Raw genomic sequence first — 18,329 nt, forward strand, 5'->3', positions numbered from 1 at the left:
ATGCGTCTTACCCGGCGAGGGCTGCTGGTGGGGGCGGGCGTGGGCGGGGCGCTGCTGATCGCCTTCCCGCTGATCCCGCGCCGCCACGCCGTGCCGCTGGTTGCGGGCAAGGACGAACACGTCGTCGATGCCTTCCTCAAGGTGGGCAAGGTCCGCACGGGCCGTGGCAGGACGGATTGCGTACTGACCGTCGCGGTGCCGTTTTGCGAGATGGGGCAGGGGATCACCACGCTGGTCGCGCAGGTGGTTGCGGATGAAGCAGGGGCGGACTGGCGCAAGGTTGCGGTGGAAGCTGCACCGATCAGCCCGGCTTATGCCGATCCGGTGCTGTCGGCGCGTTGGGCACCGCTGTGGATGCCCGCCTTTGCCGCGCTTGGCGATGATCCCACCGGCATTCTGCCGCGCCTTCATGCCGAGCGTGAGCCGCTTATGATGACGGCAGACGGCACCGCCCTGGCGGCGTTCGAAGCGCCCTTGCGTGAGGCGGGCGCGGCCCTGCGCGCGATGATGGCGCAGGCTGCGGCAGACAGATGGGGCGTCGGCTGGGAGGAGTGCGACACCAGGGACAACTTCGTCCTGCACCAGAACAAGCGCCTGTCCTTTGCCGACCTGCTCGACAGCGCGGTGGACTACGATCCGCCTTCGGTTCCGGTGCTGCGCGCCGAACCCCCGCACGAACGCCCCGGCCAGTTTCCCGAAGGCGCCCCCGCGCGCCACCCGCGGCTTGATCTTCCGGCCAAGGTCGATGGCAGCTTTACGTTCGCGGGCGATGTGCGCCTGCCGGGCATGGTCTTTGCCGCCATTGCGCACGGGCCGCAGGGCGCGAGCGTGCTCTCGACCTATGACAAGCAGGCCGCTGCCAGAGTGCGGGGCCTTGTCGGTGTCGTCCATGCCCGGCGCTGGCTCGCTGCTGCTGCCACCACCTGGCATGCCGCCGACAAGGCCGTGCGCGCGATGGAGCCGCGCTTCCGGGCCGATGGACCTGTTGCCGATAGCGAAAGGATGCTGGTCGCGCTCGACAAGGCGCTGACCAGGGGGGAGCCAGCGCGCCTGATGGCCGAGGGCGATCCCGACCCGCTACTGGCAAAGCCCACCTTGTCAGCCCGCTATGATGTCGAACCCGCATTCCATGCCCCGCTCGAAACCGCCAGCGCCACCGCGCGCATGCGGCAGGGCAAGCTGGAATTGTGGATTGCCACGCAAGCACCCGAACGCGCGCGGCGCGCTGCGGCAAGGATGGCGGGCCTCTCGCGCCACGATGTGATCGTCTACCCCATGCATGCCGGCGGCAGTTTCGATGCGCGGCTTGACGTTCGCATCGCCGCCGAAGTGACCGCGATTGCAGTCACTCTGAACAAGCCGGTACAACTGACCTATTCGCGCTGGCAGGAATCGCTGGCAGGCGTACCGCGCACCCCGTTGTCTGCACAACTCGATGGCGCGCTCAGCCCCGACAAGGCGCGCGTGCTGGGCTGGCGGGCGCGGCTGGCAGTGCCTGCCACAGCGCGCGAATCCGGCGCGCGATTGCTCGACGGCCGGGGCATTCGCGATGCGATGGAACTGCAGGACAGCACCGATCCGATGGCTTGCGCAGGGGCCATGCCGCTCTATCGTATCCCGGAGAAGGCGGTGGATCAGGTGCCGGTGGCCCTCGGCCTGCCCACCGCCCGGTTTCGCGGGCAGGCGCACGGCTATACCGCGTTCTTCACCGAAAGCTTCATCGACGAACTGGCACATCTGGCGGGCAAGGAGCCGCTGTCATTCCGCATCGGCATGCTGGAAGGCGAACAGCGGCTCGTCGATTGCCTGTCGGGCGTTGCCCGGCTGGCGCAATGGGGCGGGGGAATCGAGGCATCGGGGCAAGGGATTGCCTGCCACCGCATGGATATGACCACGGGCACCGACAGCCAGCGTTCGGGCTTCATCGCGGTCGTCGCCACGGCAAGGGCGGAAGCGGGCGTGGTGCGGGTTGAACGGCTCAGTGCCTATGCCGACATTGGCCGGATCATCAATATGGACATTGCCCGCCAGCAGATCGAAGGGGGGCTTATGTTCGGCCTTGCCCATGCCGTCGGCGGGGCGAGCGGCTATGCCAGGGGACGCCCACTGGCGGGCCATCTCTCCCAACTGGGGCTGCCCTTGCTGGCCGATTGCCCCAAGGTCGATATTGCCTTTGCTGACAGCAAGGCAGAGCCGTTCGATCCCGGCGAACTGGGCATGGTCGCGGTGGCACCCGCCGTCGCCAATGCCCTGTTCTCTGCCACAGGCGCGCGCTTCCGCCGCCTGCCCCTGATTTCCGAAGGCCTTTGATGGAACGCATGCAAAGCAAGATGCCGGGCGATCACCCGACCATTCTGACCGGCAAGGTTGGCGTTCTCGTCGTCAACCTTGGCACACCCGATGCGCCCGATGCGCGTTCGGTGAAGCGCTATCTCAAGCAGTTCCTTTCCGACAGGCGCGTGGTCGAGATTCCGGCGCTGCTGTGGCAGCCGATCCTGCGCGGGATCATCCTGAACACCCGGCCGAAGAAGTCCGCCCACGCCTATGCGCAAGTCTGGAGCGAGGATGGATCGCCCCTGGCTGCGATCACCAAGGCCCAGGCCCGCGCGCTGCAGGCGCGGCTGGGCGATGCGGCGATCGTGCGCCACGCCATGCGCTATCAGTCGCCAGCCATGGCGGACGAACTCGACGCGTTGCTGGCCGCAGGGTGCGAACGCATACTCGTCGCCCCGCTTTATCCGCACTATTCGGGGGCTACCACCGCTTCGGCGCTTGATGCCGTGGCCGACTGGATCAAGGCGCGTCGCCGCTTGCCCGCGCTCCGTACATTGCCGCCCTATCATGACGATCCGGCCTATATCGGCGCGCTTCACGCAGACCTTTCCCGGCAGATCGATACGCTCGATTTCGTGCCCGAACTGCTTCTGTTGAGCTATCACGGCATGCCCGAACGCACCTTGCATCTGGGCGATCCCTATCACTGCCATTGCCGCAAGACCTCGCGTCTGGTGGCGGAGCGGTTTGCGGCCAGTCATCCATCGCTGCGCATCGAGACCACGTTCCAGTCGCGCTTCGGCAGGGCCAAATGGCTGGAGCCGGCGACCGATGCCGTCCTGATTGCCGAGGGGCAGAAGGGCACCAGGGCCATCGCGATTGCCGCGCCGGGTTTTTCCGCCGATTGCCTCGAAACGCTGGAAGAACTGGCCATTCGCGGTCGCGACGATTTCATCGCGGCGGGCGGCACGCATTTTGCCGCGCTGGCCTGCCTCAACGCCGGTAACGAAGGCATGGCCATGATCGAAGCGCTGGTCCGGCGCGAATTGGCGGGATGGCTCTGATTGCGCCTGTGCTGTTCTTGCCGATGCATGATCGGCTTCGCAACGATCGACGCCGAATCTGTTGACGATTCGGACCACTACCGTTAAGGGCGCCGCTTTCCGGTGGTGTATCGCCACCAAACCATGAGATTTTCGCGGCCCGTTTCAAGCGGCCCGCCAGAGGACGAGAAACAGGAACACATGGCCAACACGCCGCAAGCCCGCAAGCGCATCCGCCGCAATGACCGTCGCGCCGAAATCAACGGCAACCGTCTCTCGCGCATCCGTACTTTCGTCAAGAAGGTCGAATCCGCGCTTGAAGGTGGTGATAAGACTGCCGCAGCGGAAGCTCTCATGGCGGCCCAGCCCGAACTGGCGCGTGGCGTTGCGCGTGGCGTGATGCACAAGAACACGGTTGCCCGCAAGCTGTCGCGCCTGACCAAGCGTGTAGCGGCACTCTGATTCGCCGTGGCGTGATTCGCGTCTGCTGTCGCATCAGGCGATAGGCAGACGGTGATCTGTCCCAGATTTGAAAAATGGCCGGCGTTTAGCGTCGGCCATTTTTGTTTGTGACGCATATTGCATGCAGCCTACGCGCACGATTGTTTCAATGTGACAGTGTGCAGACGCAGCAAGTCGCGGAAACTACGCGATTCGCTTGCTGAAATACTGAAAGCTGTTTATTTTCAAATACTTGATGCAAGTCTGCGGGCCACAGCGAGTCAAGGGCATTTATTTCAGTTTTTTTGCGGGCACCCCGCTTGCGTTACGGCCCCATGCGCCAATAGACAGGGCTTCACCGAAGACGGGAATCACTGTCATCCGGTGTCACGGAAATTGCATTGATCGGGGCCTGCTGCGCAACTGCGTGGTTGGGCAAGGGTAATTTGTGCCTGCGTGACCGACTGGTCAGCGCAAGCTTTGGCAGTCGGGGCGCGACGCGTGAAGATGGACGAATTTGCGGGAGGGTCCGCCGGCCTTGGGGCTGGCGTGGCGATCTCCGGGCCAACAAGCACCGGATCAACGAATACCGGCGCAACACATAACGGACGGGCGACCATCGCGGGCCATATGGCAGCCGAGCGTAACACGATAAACAGGAAAGGCCGGGACAGCACGATGATCGAAGACCAGGAAGCGCTGGATCTGGCAGCAGACTGGGCCGACATCAGCCAGGGCCTCAAGAAGGATCTCGGATCGCAGCTTCACGCCCAGTGGATCAAGCCGATCCAGCTTGGCGCTTTCTGCAAGGAGACCGGCACACTCGATCTGTTCCTGCCGACAGAATTCTCCGCCAACTGGGTTGCCGATCGTTTCGCCGACCGCTTGAGTCTGGCGTGGAAGATTGCCCGCTCCGAAGTGCGCCAGGTGCGGATCACGGTGCATCCGCGCCGCCGGTCGCTGCCTGAACTGCGTATCGGTGGTGAAACATCCGTTCAGCCGCGCGCCACGTCGCACATGGCGGCCTCGCCAGTCATGTCCGACACCGCGCTGTCGGGTCTTGATCCGTCGCTGACCTTTGCGGAATTCGTCTCAGGCTCGGCCAATGTGCTGGCGGTCAACGCGGCGCAACGCATGGCGGCCATCGAAACCCCGCAGTTCTCGCCGCTCTACCTCAAAGGGTCGACCGGGCAGGGCAAGACGCACCTGTTGCATGCCATCGGCCACACTTTTGCCGCCAACAAGCCGGGCGCGCGGATATTCTACTGTTCGGCTGAACGATTCATGATCGAATTCGTTCAGGCCATGCGCTCGAACGAGATGATCGAGTTCAAATCGCGGTTGCGCGGGTTTGACATGCTGCTGGTCGATGACATCCAGTTCATCATCGGCAAGGCCAGCACACAGGAGGAATTCCTCCACACGATCGATGCATTGATGAGCGCGGGCAAGCGTCTCGTCGTCGCCGCCGACCGCGCGCCACAAGCGCTCGACGGGGTGGAACAGCGCCTGCTCTCGCGCCTGTCGATGGGCCTTGTCGCCGATATCCAGCCTGCCGACATCGAACTGCGCCGCAAGATTCTCGAACACCGGCTCGTCCGCTTCGGCAGCACACAAGTGCCATCCGACGTGATCGAATTTCTGGCCCGCACGATCAACCGCAACGTGCGCGAACTGGTCGGCGGCCTGAACAAGCTGATCGCCTATGCCCAGCTTACCGGCCAGCCGGTATCGTTGCAGCTGGCCGAAGAACAGTTGACCGACATTCTTTCGGCCAATCGCCGCCGCATCACCATCGATGAGATCCAGCGCACGGTCTGCCAGTTCTACCGCGTTGACCGCACTGAAATGGCATCGAAGCGCCGCGCCCGCGCGGTGGTGCGTCCGCGTCAGGTGGCGATGTACCTCGCCAAGGTGCTGACCCCGCGTTCGTACCCGGAAATCGGGCGCAAGTTCGGCGGGCGCGATCACTCGACCGTGATCCACGCGGTGCGCCTGATCGAGGAACTGCGCACCCGCGATGCCGACATGGACGGCGATGTGCGAACGCTGCTGCGCCAGCTGGAAGACTGAGCCGGAAGAAGGGGTTTCGCGCAGAGACGCGGAGAATGACGTGGAGGCGCAGAGGAGTTGCGTCGGGCCGACAGGTCGCTTTGTCCATCAAGGCTCACGTCCGGGGCCGGGGGAATGATTTCTTCGCGGCTTTGCCGCAAGCGCAACATCTCTTCGTGTCTCGCTTCTTCTCTGCGCCTCTGCGAGAACCCTTTCGGTTTTGCGCCGCAGCCCCTACCTGCAAGACATGACACCCGACCGCCTGGACCGCTTCGCCCGCCACATCGTCCTGCCAGAAGTCGGCGCGGTCGGGCAGGCGCGATTGGCGTCGAGCCATGTCGTGCTGGTCGGCATGGGCGGCATCGGATCGCCCGCGTTGCAATATCTGGCAGGTGCGGGGATCGGCAAGCTGACGCTGATCGACGATGACCTGGTCGAGGCTTCGAACCTTCAGCGCCAGACGATCTACGCCGAGCCTGACATCGGCCAGCCCAAAGCGGCGGCGGCGGCGGCATGGGTCGCTGCGTTCGACCCTGCGCTGGTGGTGGTCAGCCATGTCACCCGCATCACCTGCGACAATGCTGCCCGCCTGATAGCAGGGGCCGACGTCGTGCTGGATGGCTGCGACAACTTCGCCACGCGGCTTGCCGTTTCCGACGCCTGCGTGGCGGCGGGCATTCCGCTGACGTCTGCCGCGCTGGGCCGTTTTCAGGGCCAGATCGCCAACTTCGCCGGGCACCGCACCGATCACGCCTGCTACCGCTGCTTCGTGGGCGATGCCTTCGATGCCGAGGACTGCGATTCCTGCGCCGATCTTGGTGTGCTGGGTGCAATGGTCGGCATGGTCGGCGCGTTCGGCGCGATGGCAGCGATGCGTGTGCTGCTGGAAGGCGTCAGCACACTGGGCGACCCGCAATGGGGCCAGTTGCACGTGCTCGACGGTCTGAAGCCATCGCTGCGTACCATGCGGATCGCGAAAGACCCGGAATGTGGAGGGTGCAACTCAATCGAGTAAGTCATCCACCCACGCAGGCACCACTTCGCTGGCAGGTCCCAGCCGCGTTTCGTGGAACCATGCCGATCCCTGGCTACGTTCGAGATTCAGCTCCAGCGTCCGTAGCCCAAGATCCCGCGCTGTCCGCACAAGGCCCGCCGCCGGATAGACCGCGCCTGATGTTCCGATCGATACGAACAGGTCGGCGGCGGACAAGGCCTCGTAAATCTCGTCCATGCGGTAGGGGATTTCACCGAACCACACGATGTCCGGGCGCAACGCGGGTTCGCTGCACGAAGGGCATGGCGGGCGGTGGATCAGCGGGCCGGTCCAGCGGTGGCGCCTGTCGCATGCGGTGCACCACGCGGTCAGATGTTCGCCATGCATGTGCAGCACGTTCAGCGCGCCGCCTCTCTCGTGCAGGTCATCGACATTCTGTGTCACGATCAGCACCTCGCCGCCTGCCTGTTTCGGCCACTCGCGGTCGAGCCGGGCCAGCGCGAGATGGGCCGGATTGGGCTGTCTGGTCTGGATCGCCTCGCGCCGCATGTCGTAGAAGCGCAGGACAAGGTCTGGATCGCTGGCGAAGGCTTCGGGCGTTGCCACGTCTTCGACCCGGTGCTGCTCCCACAGGCCTCCGCCGCCGCGAAACGTATCGATGCCCGATTCGGCGGATATTCCTGCGCCAGTGAGAATGACGATATTGCGTGGACGTTTCATCGCGACCATGAAGCACGCCTGCAAAGGGACAGGCAATGACCAGAATCGGAATTATCGGCAGCGCTGGACGAATGGGCAATGCGCTGCAGGCGGCTATCGCGGCGGCAGGGCATGACTATGCGGGTGGGATCGACAAGGACGGCGATCCGCTGGCGCTGGCCAAGGCTTGCGATGTGCTGGTCGATTTCTCCGCTCCCGGCGCGCTCGAATTCAACCTTGATGCTGCGATCCATGCAAGGGTCCCGATCGTGGTCGGCACCACCGGCCTGGAGGAGCGGCACCACTGGCTGGTCGATTCCGCAGCGGTCAGCATTCCGGTGCTGCAGACCGGCAATACCTCGCTGGGCGTTACCCTGCTTTCGCATCTGGTGCAGGAAGCGGCGCAGCGGCTGGGCGAGGACTGGGACATCGAGATCGTCGAGACGCATCATCGCATGAAGGTGGACGCGCCGTCGGGCACGGCGCTGCTGCTGGGTGAGGCCGCAGCCAAGGGGCGCGGCGTGGTTCTGGCGGATGAAGCCGTGCGCGGGCGCGATGGTATCACCGGCGCGCGAAAAGCCGGGACCATCGGTTTCGCATCGTTGCGTGGCGGCAGCGTGGCGGGCGACCATTCGGTGCATTTCCTTGCCGATAATGAACGCCTGACTTTCTCGCACCTTGCTGAAAATCGTGGGATCTTTGCCAAAGGCGCGATCCGGGCGGCCGAATGGCTGCTGGGCAGGAAACCGGGGCGCTATACGATGCCGGAAGTATTGGGGCTTTGACGTGAAGCGGGCGGATGTCTTCGAATTCTTCCGCCGGCTGGCCGAGGCCAATCCCGCACCCGAAACGGAGCTCGAATACGGCAATGTCTACCAGTTGCTGGTGGCGGTGACGCTTTCGGCGCAGGCGACCGACGTGGGCGTGAACAAGGCGACGCGGAAGCTCTTCGCGATCGTCAAGACCCCGCAGGACATGCTCGATCTGGGCGAAGAGGGCCTGAAAGCGCACATCAAGACCATCGGCCTGTTCAATGCCAAGGCGAAGAACGTGATGGCCATGGCCGAAATACTCGTGCGTGTGCATGGCGGCGAGGTTCCGGCGGACCGCGATTTGCTGACGCAATTGCCGGGGGTTGGCCGCAAGACCGCCAATGTCGTGATGAACTGCGCGTTCGGGGCGGAAACCTTTGCCGTGGATACGCATATCTTCCGTGTCGGCAATCGTACCGGCATGGCGAAGGGAAAGACGCCGCTGGCCGTTGAGAAGGAGCTGGAGAAGAAAGTCCCCCAGCCGTTCCGCGTGGGCGCACATCACTGGCTGATCCTGCACGGACGCTATGTGTGCAAGGCGCGGACGCCCGAATGCTGGCATTGTGGTGTGGTTGACCTTTGCGGGTACAAGGCCAAGGTGCTGGAGAAGGGGGCCAAACCGGCTGCGCCGAAGAAGCCTTCCGCAGCACGATAAAAGGAGAGCATGACATGAAGCGCATGACTTCGATTTTGCTGGCCGCCGCCGTGTTGAGCGGTTGCGCTGCGCAAGGCAGCAATCCGTCCGCGCGCGACGGACGCGGCAAGGATGTTCCTGCCGCAAGGATCGTGGGTGAACCGGTCGATTGCATACCGATCCGCACGATCCAGGAAAGCCGCGTTCGCGATGACTGGACCATCGATTTCCGGGTCGGCGGCAACCGCTGGTATCGCAACAGCCTGCCAAATCGTTGCAGCAGCCTGGGGCTGGAGCGGGCGTTCTCCTATTCCACGTCGCTCAGCCAGTTGTGCAATGTTGATATCATCACGGTGATTTCCAGCAGCGGCGGCCCCGGCCCGATCAATCGCGGATCGTGCGGGCTGGGTGAATTTACGCCGGTGGAGCTGGTCAAGTAGGCTTACCAAGGTTCGGGCGTTTGATCATGCTGGGTGCTCGGCGGCTCAGTCTTCGAAGTTTGCCGGATCGAGATTCAGTCCCGCGCGGCCGTCCGCCGCAGTGTGTGACGGGGCGTGGGGCGGTTCGGCATCGGGGTCCATCGTGGGTTGCAACATGCCTTCCCACTTGGTGATGACCGATGTGGCCACGGCATTGCCCACCACATTGGTGGCGCTGCGGCCCATATCGAGGAAGTGATCGACGCCCAGCACCAGCGCGATGCCTTCCACCGGCAGGCCGAACTGGTTGAGCGTGGCTGCGATCACCACCAGGCTGGCGCGCGGCACCCCGGCAATGCCCTTTGACGTGACCATCAGCGTCAGCAGCATCACGATCTGGCTGGAAATCGGCAGGTCGATGCCATAGGCCTGCGCGATGAAGATCGCGGCAAAGCTGGTGTAGATCATCGACCCATCAAGGTTGAAGCTGTAGCCGAGCGGCAGCACGAAGCCTGAGATACGCCGCGGGACGCCGAAGCGGTCAAGCTGCTCGAACAGCTTGGGCAATGCGGCTTCGGAACTGGCGGTGGAATAGGCCAGCAGCAGCGGTTCGCGGATATAGCGGATCAGCGTGAAGATGCGCCCGTGCAGGAACAGCGCGCCCGCGCTCAGCAGGATCACCCACAGGATCAGCATGGCAAGGTAGAACGACCCGACCAGCTTGCCATACGTCACGATGATGCCAAGGCCCCGCAGCGCGATGACCGAAGAGATCGCGCCGAACACCGCGAACGGGGCAAAACGCATGACATAGCCGGTGATCGTCAGCATGACTTGCGCCAGCGCCTCTGCCCCGCGCACCAGCGGCGCCCCCTTTGCGCCGATGGCGGACAGCGCAATGCCGACAAACAGCGAGAACACCAGTACTTGCAGGATGTCGTTCTTGGCCATCGCCTCGATCGGGCTGGCGGGGAAGACCGAAAGCACGAAGTGGCGGAAGGTGAAATCGCCCGTGGCCAGTTCTCCCAGATCGCCGGTCGGCACCAGTTCAAGGCCGACGCCCGGCTTGAGCAGATTGACCATGATCAGGCCGAGCGTGATCGACACGAAACTGAACGTCACGAACCACGCGAGCGAACGCCCGCCGATGCGGCCCAGCGCCGCGCTATCGCCCATGCTGGCGATGCCGGTGACGATGGTGGCCAGCACCAGTGGCGCAACGATCATCTTGATCAGGCGCAGGAACACATCGGGCAGCAGCTTGAGCGTGTCGGCGGTGAACGCCAGCGTTTCATCGCCCTTCGGATAAGTGACGTTGAGCGCGTAGCCGACGACGATGCCGAGCACCATGCCGATCAGGATATATAAGGTCAGGCGCCTGGCCAAAGGAATGCTCCCGCAATATTGTTACGGGCGAGACTAACGACCTTTCACGCGAAACCCAAGGGCTTCAAAGCGCCTTAACCACATTGCCCGCGATGCAGCAGCTTCTGGTCGGCCAGCACCAGCGCCATCATCGCCTCGACCACCGGCACCCCGCGAATGCCGACACAAGGATCGTGGCGGCCCTTGGTGAACAGGTCGGTCGCTTCGCCGTCCCGCGTGATCGTGGGCATCGGCGTGAGGATCGAAGAGGTCGGCTTGAACGCCACGCGCACCGTCACCGGCTGTCCGGTGGAAATGCCGCCCGCGATCCCACCCGCGTGATTGGCGGTGAACTGCGGACCGTCCGCGCCGGGCCGCATCGGATCGGCATTGCCCTCGCCGGTATTGGCCGCAGCGGCGAAGCCATCGCCAATTTCAACGCCTTTTACCGCGTTGATCCCCATCATCGCATGGGCCAGTTCGGCATCCAGCTTGGCATAGAGCGGCGCGCCCCAGCCTGCGGGAACGCCCATGGCTACGCATTCGACCACCGCGCCCAGTGACGAGCCGGATTTGCGGGCATTGTCCATCAGCACTTCCCAGCGGGCAGTGGCCTGGGCGTCGGGAGAAAAGAACGGGTTCTTGCCGATTTCGGCGGGGTCGAAGTTCGCCAAATCGATGGCATCGCCGCCAATCGCGCTAACGAATCCGAGGATCGTGACCTCCGGGATCACCAGCCGCGCCACGCCGCCTGCGGCCACGCGCGCCGCCGTCTCGCGCGCGGATGAGCGTCCGCCGCCGCGATAGTCGCGGAAGCCGTACTTGGCATCATAGGCATAGTCGGCATGGCCGGGGCGATAGGCCTTGGCGACATCGCCATAGTCCTTTGAGCGCTGGTCCACGTTCTCGATCATCAGGCTGATCGGGGTGCCGGTGGAGCGGCCTTCGAACACGCCCGACAGGATCTTGACCAGATCGGGTTCCTGCCGCTGCGTGGTAAAGCGCGATTGGCCGGGGCGGCGCGCGTCGAGAAACGGCTGGATATCCGCTTCGGAAATGGCGAGGCCCGGAGGGCAACCGTCAACCACGGCGCCCAGCGCCGACCCGTGGCTTTCGCCCCAGGTGGTGAAACGGAACATGTGACCAAAACTGTTCAGGCTCATGGGCCAGCGCAATGTCGCAAAGCGGCGGAAAAGTCCACTGTCGCAGCACCACCCCCCGGCCCCCTCCTCTGAAGAGGAGGAGGAGCAGAAAAAGCCCCATCCTCTTCAGAGGAGGGGGTTGGGGGTGGTGGCGTCCCGCGCTAAGCCATGCAAATGTACCTCGTCGTCTTCCGCAACCGCAAACGTGCCGACATCGATGCCGCCGCCTATGGTGCCGATGCGCAAGCGATGGACACTTTGGCGCGCCAGCAACCCGGCTTCCTCAGCTTCAAAAGCTACACCGCCGATGATGGCGAAGTCATCGCCCTGTCCGAATGGGCCGACGAAGCCGCAGCGCTTGGCTGGCGGCGCGTGGCCGAACACGCCGAAGTGCAGGGCAGGGGCCGCAGCCAATACTACGAAAGCTACACCCTGCTCGCAGGTACGCCTTCGCGCATCCATCACTTCAATCGGCAGGACTTATGAGCATCACTCTTTACGGCATTCCCAATTGCGACACGGTCAAGAAGGCTCGCACGTGGCTCGATGCGCAGGGTTTTGCCTATACGTTCCACGACTATAAGAAACAGGGCGCTGATCCGGCGAGGATTGCGGGATGGATCGCGCAAGCAGGGTTGGACAAGGTGGTGAACCGCGCGGGCACGACCTACCGCAAGCTCGACGATTCACAGAAAGAAGCGTTGGCGGGCAACGGCGCGCCTGCGGTGCTGGCGGAGAACGCCTCGGTGATCAAGCGTCCGATCGTCGAGTATCCCGGCGGCTTGCTTGTGGGGTTCAAGGAAGCCGAGTGGGCGGCGGCGCTCAAGGGCTAGTTCGTCTCGCGCACGAGCCGTTCGGTAAGTTCCGCAATTTCCGATGGTTCCAGCAGCCAGGTGCGGGTGGCCCGGCCTTCGCGGTGGATCGGCTGGGTCAGCAGCACACGCGCCTTGGCTTGTGCTTCGGGCTTGTACAGCGGGAAATGCAGGGCGCAGTCGCGGATCGTGCCGATGATCGGCACCTTGCCATCAAGGTCGATCATCGTGGCGGGCTGATCCCAGGGAATCGCGTCCGTGTAGGCCATCGTCAAACGTCCAGATTGGCCACGTTGAGCGCGTTGTCCTGAATGAACTCGCGGCGCGGTTCGACCACGTCACCCATCAGGCGGGTGAAGATTTCGTCGGTCACGTCGGCGTCCTCGACCTTGACCTGCAACAGCGTACGCACGTTGGGGTCCAGCGTGGTTTCCCAAAGCTGGTCGGCGTTCATTTCACCAAGGCCCTTGTAGCGCTGGATCGAAAGGCCCTTGCGGCCGCCTGCAAACACCGTGTCGAGCAGTTCCGAAGGCCGCGTGATCGCGTCCTTGGCCTGCGCGACCGGAACTGCTGCCGGAACGTCAGCATCGTCATCGGCGGTTGCCACCACTTCGGGTTCGGGTTCTGCCACTGCCGCGCTTGCCCGCACCAGCCGGGCGACGCCTGAATAGACATCGGCATTTTCAGCCGCCAACCGCGCCAGCTTGCGGGCTTCGGCGCTGACGAGGAAGCCTGCCTCGATCACGTGATGATCGGTCACGCCGCGCCACACGCGCTTGATGTGATAGCCGCCCTCTTCGGCCATTTCGACCAGCCAGCGCGCTTCTGTATCGCCACGATCCAGCCAGCGCGTGGTACGGGCCAAGGCTTCGGCGCGCACCTCTGCGGTCATGTCCGGCTCAAGCGCGCCTGCCAGCGCCAGCGCCTCGATGATCGCGGGATTGTACCGACGCGGCACGAAGGCCATCAGGTTGCGCATGCGCAGGGCGTGTTCGACGAGGTCTTCAAGGTCCGGCCCGCTGCGCGCGCCGCCTGCGGTTTCCAGAACGCGGCCCGAAAGCCCGGCCTCGACCAGATAGCGGTCGAGCGCGGCGTTGTCCTTGAGATAGACTTCGCTGCGGCCCTTGGCGACCTTGTAAAGCGGGGGCTGCGCGATGAACAGATGGCCGCCACGGATGATGTCGGGCATCTGGCGATGGAAGAAGGTGAGCAGCAGGGTGCGGATATGCGCGCCGTCAACGTCGGCGTCGGTCATGATCACGATCTTGTGGTAGCGCAGCTTTTCAAGGTTGAATTCGTCACGAATGCCGGTGCCCATCGCCTGGATCAGCGTGCCGACTTCCTTCGATCCGATGATCCGGTCGAACCGGGCGCGCTCGACATTGAGGATCTTGCCCTTGAGCGGGAGGATCGCCTGCGTCTTGCGGTCACGCCCCTGCTTGGCGCTGCCGCCTGCGGAGTCACCCTCGACCAGGAACAGTTCGCACTTCGATGGGTCGCGTTCCTGGCAATCGGCCAGCTTGCCGGGCAGGCTGGCGATGTCCATCGCGCCCTTGCGGCGGGTCAGTTCGCGGGCGCGCTTGGCCGCTTCGCGCGCGGCGGCGGCATCGATCACTTTCTGGATGATCGACTTGGCGTGGCCGGGGTTTTCCTCCAGCCATTCCACCATCTTGTCGGCCATCAGGCTTTCCAGCGGCTGGCGCACTTCGGAAGAAACCAGTTTGTCCTTGGTCTGTGATGAGAACTTCGGATCGGGCAGTTTGACCGAGACGATGGCGGTCAGGCCCTCGCGCATGTCGTCGCCGGTCAGGCTGACCTTTTCCTTCTTCAGCAGACCCGTGCGTTCGGCATAGCCGTTCAGCGTGCGGGTCAGTGCCGCGCGGAAGGCGGCAAGGTGCGTACCGCCATCGCGCTGCGGGATATTGTTGGTAAAGCACAGCACGTTTTCGTAGTAGCTGTCGTTCCATTCGAGCGCGACTTCGATGCCGATGCCATCGCGGTTGGCCGAGATCGTCACCGGATCGGGCATCAGCGCCGCCTTGTTCCGGTCAAGATACTTCACGAACGCGCCTATCCCGCCTTCGTAATAGAGATCGTGTTCCTTGACCTCTTCGTGGCGCTTGTCGCGCAGCAGGATTCGCACACCCGAATTGAGGAAGGCGAGCTCGCGATAGCGGTGCTCCAGCTTGTCGAAATCGAATTCGAGCACGTTCTTGAACGTGTCGTGGCTGGCCTGGAAGGTGACGCGGGTGCCCTTCTTGCCTTCTGGCGCAGGCCCGCGCACGATCAGCGGCGATACCGCATCGCCATGGGCGAACTTCATCCAGTGTTCCTGGCCATCGCGCCAGATCGTCAGTTCCAGCCATTCGGACAGCGCGTTGACCACCGAGACGCCGACGCCGTGAAGGCCGCCCGAAACCTTGTAGGCGTTGTCGTCCGACGTGTTCTCGAACTTCCCGCCCGCATGAAGCTGAGTCATGATCACTTCGGCGGCCGAAACACCTTCCTCGGCATGGATGCCGGTGGGAATGCCGCGTCCGTTATCTTCCACCGAAACCGATCCATCGGGGTTCAGTTCGATCAGCACCAGATCGCAGTGACCTGCCAGTGCTTCGTCGATCGCGTTGTCCGAAACCTCGAATACCATGTGGTGCAGGCCCGACCCATCGTCGGTATCGCCGATGTACATGCCGGGGCGCTTTCGCACCGCATCCAGCCCCTTCAGGACCTTGATCGAATCGGCGCCATATTCGTTGGCGTTGGGAATGTTTTCGTTAGTGCTGGCCATCCTTTGCCCATAGGCACTTGAAGGCAAAAACCCAAGCGAATCCACCCCGTTTTGCACAGGTGGCAATGCGCCCCAAAAGGGGTTTGCGCGCGGGGTGCACATCCCGCAGTCTTGCGGCATCACGAAGCTTCACCGGGGACTGTCACAACCATGCGCAAACCGCTCATTACGATCGCGCCGATGCTGCTTGCGGCCTTGCCCGCGATGGCGGCAGAGACCCCGCTGCGGCCCGATCAGCAGGCCTATCGTGCGCTGTACAAGGAGATGGTCGAGACTGACACTTCGATCACCACCGGCAGTTGCACCGCGCTGGCCGAAAAGATCGAAGGCCATTTGCGTGGCGCGGGCTTTACCAGCGCCGAACTCCATCGCTTTGCCGTGCCGGAATTTCCCAAGGAAGGCGGCATCGTCGTCATCCTGCCCGGCACATCGAAAGCGGCCAGACCGATCCTGCTGCTCGGCCATCTCGATGTCGTCGTCGCCAAGCGCGAGGACTGGACCCGCGATCCTTATGCCTTCATCGAAGAGGGTGGATACTTCTACGGACGCGGGGTGGCCGACATGAAGGCGATGGACGCGATCTGGGTGGACATGCTGATGCGCTGGCGCAAGGCGGGCAAGGCTCCCAAACGCACGATCAAGCTGGCGCTGACCTGCGGCGAGGAAACCAGCACCGCCTTCAACGGGGCGAAATGGCTTTCGGAAAACCGTCGCGAGCTGATCGACGCCGAATTTGCACTGAACGAAGGCGGTTCGGGGCGTACGGACAAGCCGCTGGAAGATGGTGGCCGCGTTGTCGTGCAGACGATCCACGTGGGCGAGAAGACCCCGGTCAATTACCGGATCGAGGCGACCAATCCGGGCGGGCACAGCTCCACGCCGGTCAAGGACAATGCGATCTACGCACTGGCCGACGCCCTGGCCCGGTTGCGCGATTTCGATTTTCCGGTGATGCTGAACGACACGACCCGTGCCTTCTTTGCCAAGGCTGGTGCCGCGCGCAGCGATGCCATGGGCAAGGCGATGGTGGCGATTGCCGCCAACCCGGCCGATGATGCCGCAAGGGCAGTGCTCGATACCGATCGCTCGTTCCATTCCATGCTGCGCACGACTTGCGTCGCCACGCTGATCGATGGCGGCCATGCGAACAATGCGTTGCCGCAGCGGGCCGGGGCGAACATCAATTGCCGCATCTTTCCCGGCGTGAGTGCGGAGGATGTGCGCAAGGCACTGGAAACGGTGATCGCCGATCCGCGCATGACCGTGGTCCGCACCGACAATCGCGGACCCGACGCCAAGGCTCCGCCGCTCGATCCGAAGATTATCGGCCCTGCCGAAAAGCTGGTGGCGAAGTATTATCCCGGTGTGCCGATGGTCCCGGTCATGTCCACGGGCGCAACCGATGGCGTGTTCCTGTCTGCTGCCGGTATCCCCAGCTATGGTCCGCCGGGCATGTTCGGCAACCCTGACGGCGGCGGAACACATGGGCTGAACGAACGGATTTCGGTCAAGGCGGTCTATACCGGGCGCGACCTGCTGACCGAACTGGTCACTGTCCTGGCGTTCTGAACTTTTGCCCGGTCAGATGTGGGTTGTGGAAACTGCACCCTCTTCCCCCTTGACGGCGGGCGGGCAGCAGTGTTCCTTGGCACTCATGCGTAACACAGAAGTCATGCGGCTCAGCCATGACTGCCCCTGCGAAGGCCATTTCGGCCTTGGCTGCAGGGACCGGACCGGGACGTGCTTCATAAGGCGCTGATCGAACGGGCGGCTTCGGCCAGGCCCCATAGCGGCGATGGCGCCGCGTTCAATGATGTGTTGGGCAACGATCGCCACCTTTCCAATTGCCCGGCGCTGGTGCTGAACGCCGATTACACGCCGCTCAGCTATTACCCGCTCAGCCTGTGGCCATGGCAGACCGCGATCAAGGCGGTATTCCTGGAACGCGTCGACATCATCGAAACCTATGATCGTGAAGTGCACAGCGCCAGCTTTGGCATGAAGCTGCCTTCGGTGATCGCGCTGCGCCAGTATGTGCGGCCCAGCGAATATCCGGCGTTCACGCGCTTCAACCTGTTCCTGCGTGACAGTTTCCAGTGCCAGTACTGCGGCAGCCCGGAAAACCTGACCTTCGATCACATCGTCCCGCGCCGCCTTGGCGGACGCACCTCGTGGGAGAATGTCGCCGCGGCCTGTTCGCCATGCAACCTGCGCAAGGGCGGGCGCACCCCCGAACAAGCCCGCATGCGTCTGATGAATCGCGCCATCCGCCCTACCACCTGGCAACTCCAGGAACGCGGCCGCGCCTTTCCGCCGGGCCATTTGCACGAAAGCTGGCGCGACTGGCTTTACTGGGATGTCGAGTTGGAGAGCTGAGTGACCTGCTGACCCTGCTTGTGTCGCATGGCCGCCTTTCACACCGCCGCCCCGCGACCCCTCCCACCGCGGCCCCTCCCACCGTCGCCCCGGACTTGATCAGGGGTGAGGCTTCCTTGTTTTGAAGCGGAAACACGGAGAGTTAAGACCCTTCGCTGATCCATGATCCGTTGCATGCAGCGCCAGATAAAAGAGGTTGGCCGCGCCAGACGATCAACCCCGCCGCGTCTCTGCGTAAACCATTCCAAAACAAAAGAAAAAGGCAACTATGTCTTTTGCAAAGACAAGCCTTGGCTTCGTCATTGCGAGCGCCGCGAAGCGGGGAGAAGCAATCCAGAGCGGTGGTGGATTGCTTCGTCGGCTTCGCCTCCTCGCAATGACGAAATGATGTTGGCAAAGGGTATAATCGCCAAAGAAAAGCCTGACCCCGATCAAGTCCGGGGCGACGATGAATGGGATGTCGGCTTTTAGCCGTCGG

18 protein-coding genes are annotated in these 18,329 nt (G+C 63.5%); 13 read left to right on the top strand and 5 right to left on the bottom strand.

Features of this window, described 5'->3' with window-relative positions; all coding sequences use genetic code 11:
- The 5 genes from LUA85_RS00505 (at window position 1) to LUA85_RS00525 (ending at window position 6,825) form a co-directional block, all read left to right on the top strand.
- Window positions 1-2,310, top strand: a complete 2,310-nt coding sequence (locus LUA85_RS00505) for a molybdopterin cofactor-binding domain-containing protein (RefSeq protein WP_231466364.1) — start codon at window positions 1-3, stop codon at window positions 2,308-2,310.
- The gene (hemH, locus tag LUA85_RS00510) at window positions 2,310-3,338 is read left to right on the top strand and encodes a ferrochelatase (protein ID WP_371823630.1); all 1,029 of its coding nucleotides are present in this window, start codon (window positions 2,310-2,312) and stop codon (window positions 3,336-3,338) included. Before LUA85_RS00505 ends, hemH begins: the two co-directional genes overlap by 1 nt.
- A 180-nt stretch (window positions 3,339-3,518) precedes the next feature.
- A complete protein-coding gene (gene rpsT, locus LUA85_RS00515; RefSeq protein WP_231466366.1) occupies window positions 3,519-3,779 on the top strand; it encodes a 30S ribosomal protein S20 in 261 nt (86 codons plus the stop codon).
- Between the two features lie 657 nt (window positions 3,780-4,436).
- Entirely contained in the window at window positions 4,437-5,831 is a 1,395-nt protein-coding gene (gene dnaA, locus LUA85_RS00520) for a chromosomal replication initiator protein DnaA (RefSeq protein ID WP_231471722.1), read from the top strand.
- A 226-nt stretch (window positions 5,832-6,057) separates the two neighbouring features.
- Window positions 6,058-6,825: a HesA/MoeB/ThiF family protein gene (locus LUA85_RS00525; protein ID WP_231466367.1), complete on the top strand. Its 768-nt coding sequence runs from the start codon at window positions 6,058-6,060 to the stop codon at window positions 6,823-6,825.
- Here the strand turns inward: LUA85_RS00525 and LUA85_RS00530 are convergent.
- Window positions 6,814-7,524, bottom strand: a complete 711-nt coding sequence (locus LUA85_RS00530; RefSeq protein ID WP_231466368.1) for an NAD-dependent deacylase — start codon at window positions 7,522-7,524, stop codon at window positions 6,814-6,816. The two genes, LUA85_RS00525 and LUA85_RS00530, sit on opposite strands and share 12 nt — an antisense overlap.
- 35 nt (window positions 7,525-7,559) lie before the next feature.
- On the opposite strand from LUA85_RS00530, the gene dapB reads away from it, so the two are divergent.
- Genes dapB through LUA85_RS00545 form a run of 3 tightly spaced genes read left to right on the top strand, consistent with a single transcriptional unit; the run spans window position 7,560 to window position 9,389 of the window.
- The gene (gene dapB / locus LUA85_RS00535) at window positions 7,560-8,288 is read left to right on the top strand and encodes a 4-hydroxy-tetrahydrodipicolinate reductase (RefSeq protein WP_231466369.1); all 729 of its coding nucleotides are present in this window, start codon (window positions 7,560-7,562) and stop codon (window positions 8,286-8,288) included.
- Window position 8,289: 1 nt separating this feature from the next.
- Window positions 8,290-8,970 carry an endonuclease III gene (gene nth, locus LUA85_RS00540; protein ID WP_231466370.1) on the top strand — a complete coding sequence of 227 codons (681 nt, stop codon included), beginning with the start codon at window positions 8,290-8,292 and terminating at the stop codon, window positions 8,968-8,970.
- 14 nt (window positions 8,971-8,984) lie between these two features.
- Window positions 8,985-9,389 carry a lipoprotein gene (locus LUA85_RS00545; protein WP_231466371.1) on the top strand — a complete coding sequence of 135 codons (405 nt, stop codon included), beginning with the start codon at window positions 8,985-8,987 and terminating at the stop codon, window positions 9,387-9,389.
- 45 nt (window positions 9,390-9,434) lie between these two features.
- On the opposite strand, the gene LUA85_RS00550 is transcribed toward LUA85_RS00545, so the two are convergent.
- Together LUA85_RS00550 and aroC are read right to left on the bottom strand one after the other, a co-directional pair.
- Entirely contained in the window at window positions 9,435-10,754 is a 1,320-nt protein-coding gene (locus LUA85_RS00550) for a dicarboxylate/amino acid:cation symporter (protein ID WP_231466372.1), read from the bottom strand.
- Window positions 10,755-10,828: 74 nt separating this feature from the next.
- Window positions 10,829-11,896 (bottom strand): chorismate synthase, encoded by a 1,068-nt coding sequence (aroC, locus tag LUA85_RS00555; protein WP_231466373.1) that lies wholly within the window; start codon window positions 11,894-11,896, stop codon window positions 10,829-10,831.
- Between the two features lie 153 nt (window positions 11,897-12,049).
- On the opposite strand from aroC, the gene LUA85_RS00560 reads away from it, so the two are divergent.
- Both LUA85_RS00560 and LUA85_RS00565 read left to right on the top strand, forming a co-directional pair.
- Window positions 12,050-12,361 carry an antibiotic biosynthesis monooxygenase gene (locus LUA85_RS00560; RefSeq protein WP_231471723.1) on the top strand — a complete coding sequence of 104 codons (312 nt, stop codon included), beginning with the start codon at window positions 12,050-12,052 and terminating at the stop codon, window positions 12,359-12,361.
- Window positions 12,358-12,708, top strand: coding sequence for an arsenate reductase (locus tag LUA85_RS00565; protein WP_231466374.1), 351 nt, complete (start codon window positions 12,358-12,360; stop codon window positions 12,706-12,708). Before LUA85_RS00560 ends, LUA85_RS00565 begins: the two co-directional genes overlap by 4 nt.
- Here LUA85_RS00565 and LUA85_RS00570 read toward each other — a convergent pair.
- Together LUA85_RS00570 and gyrB are read right to left on the bottom strand one after the other, a co-directional pair.
- Window positions 12,705-12,956 carry a hypothetical protein gene (locus LUA85_RS00570; protein ID WP_231466375.1) on the bottom strand — a complete coding sequence of 84 codons (252 nt, stop codon included), beginning with the start codon at window positions 12,954-12,956 and terminating at the stop codon, window positions 12,705-12,707. The two genes, LUA85_RS00565 and LUA85_RS00570, sit on opposite strands and share 4 nt — an antisense overlap.
- A 2-nt stretch (window positions 12,957-12,958) precedes the next feature.
- On the bottom strand, window positions 12,959-15,475 hold the full coding sequence (gyrB, locus tag LUA85_RS00575; protein WP_231466376.1) for a DNA topoisomerase (ATP-hydrolyzing) subunit B: 2,517 nt from the start codon (window positions 15,473-15,475) through the stop codon (window positions 12,959-12,961).
- A gap of 150 nt (window positions 15,476-15,625) precedes the next feature.
- Here gyrB and LUA85_RS00580 point away from each other — a divergent pair, with 150 nt between their 5' ends.
- From LUA85_RS00580 to LUA85_RS00590, 3 genes are all read left to right on the top strand, one after another.
- Window positions 15,626-17,044 carry a M20/M25/M40 family metallo-hydrolase gene (locus tag LUA85_RS00580; protein WP_231466377.1) on the top strand — a complete coding sequence of 473 codons (1,419 nt, stop codon included), beginning with the start codon at window positions 15,626-15,628 and terminating at the stop codon, window positions 17,042-17,044.
- 171 nt (window positions 17,045-17,215) lie between these two features.
- Entirely contained in the window at window positions 17,216-17,851 is a 636-nt protein-coding gene (locus LUA85_RS00585) for an HNH endonuclease (RefSeq protein WP_371823631.1), read from the top strand.
- A gap of 174 nt (window positions 17,852-18,025) precedes the next feature.
- Window positions 18,026-18,322 carry a hypothetical protein gene (locus LUA85_RS00590; protein WP_231466378.1) on the top strand — a complete coding sequence of 99 codons (297 nt, stop codon included), beginning with the start codon at window positions 18,026-18,028 and terminating at the stop codon, window positions 18,320-18,322.
- Window positions 18,323-18,329: the final 7 nt, after the last annotated feature.

This window comes from Novosphingobium sp. CECT 9465, from assembly GCF_920987055.1.
Lineage (GTDB): Bacteria > Pseudomonadota > Alphaproteobacteria > Sphingomonadales > Sphingomonadaceae > Novosphingobium.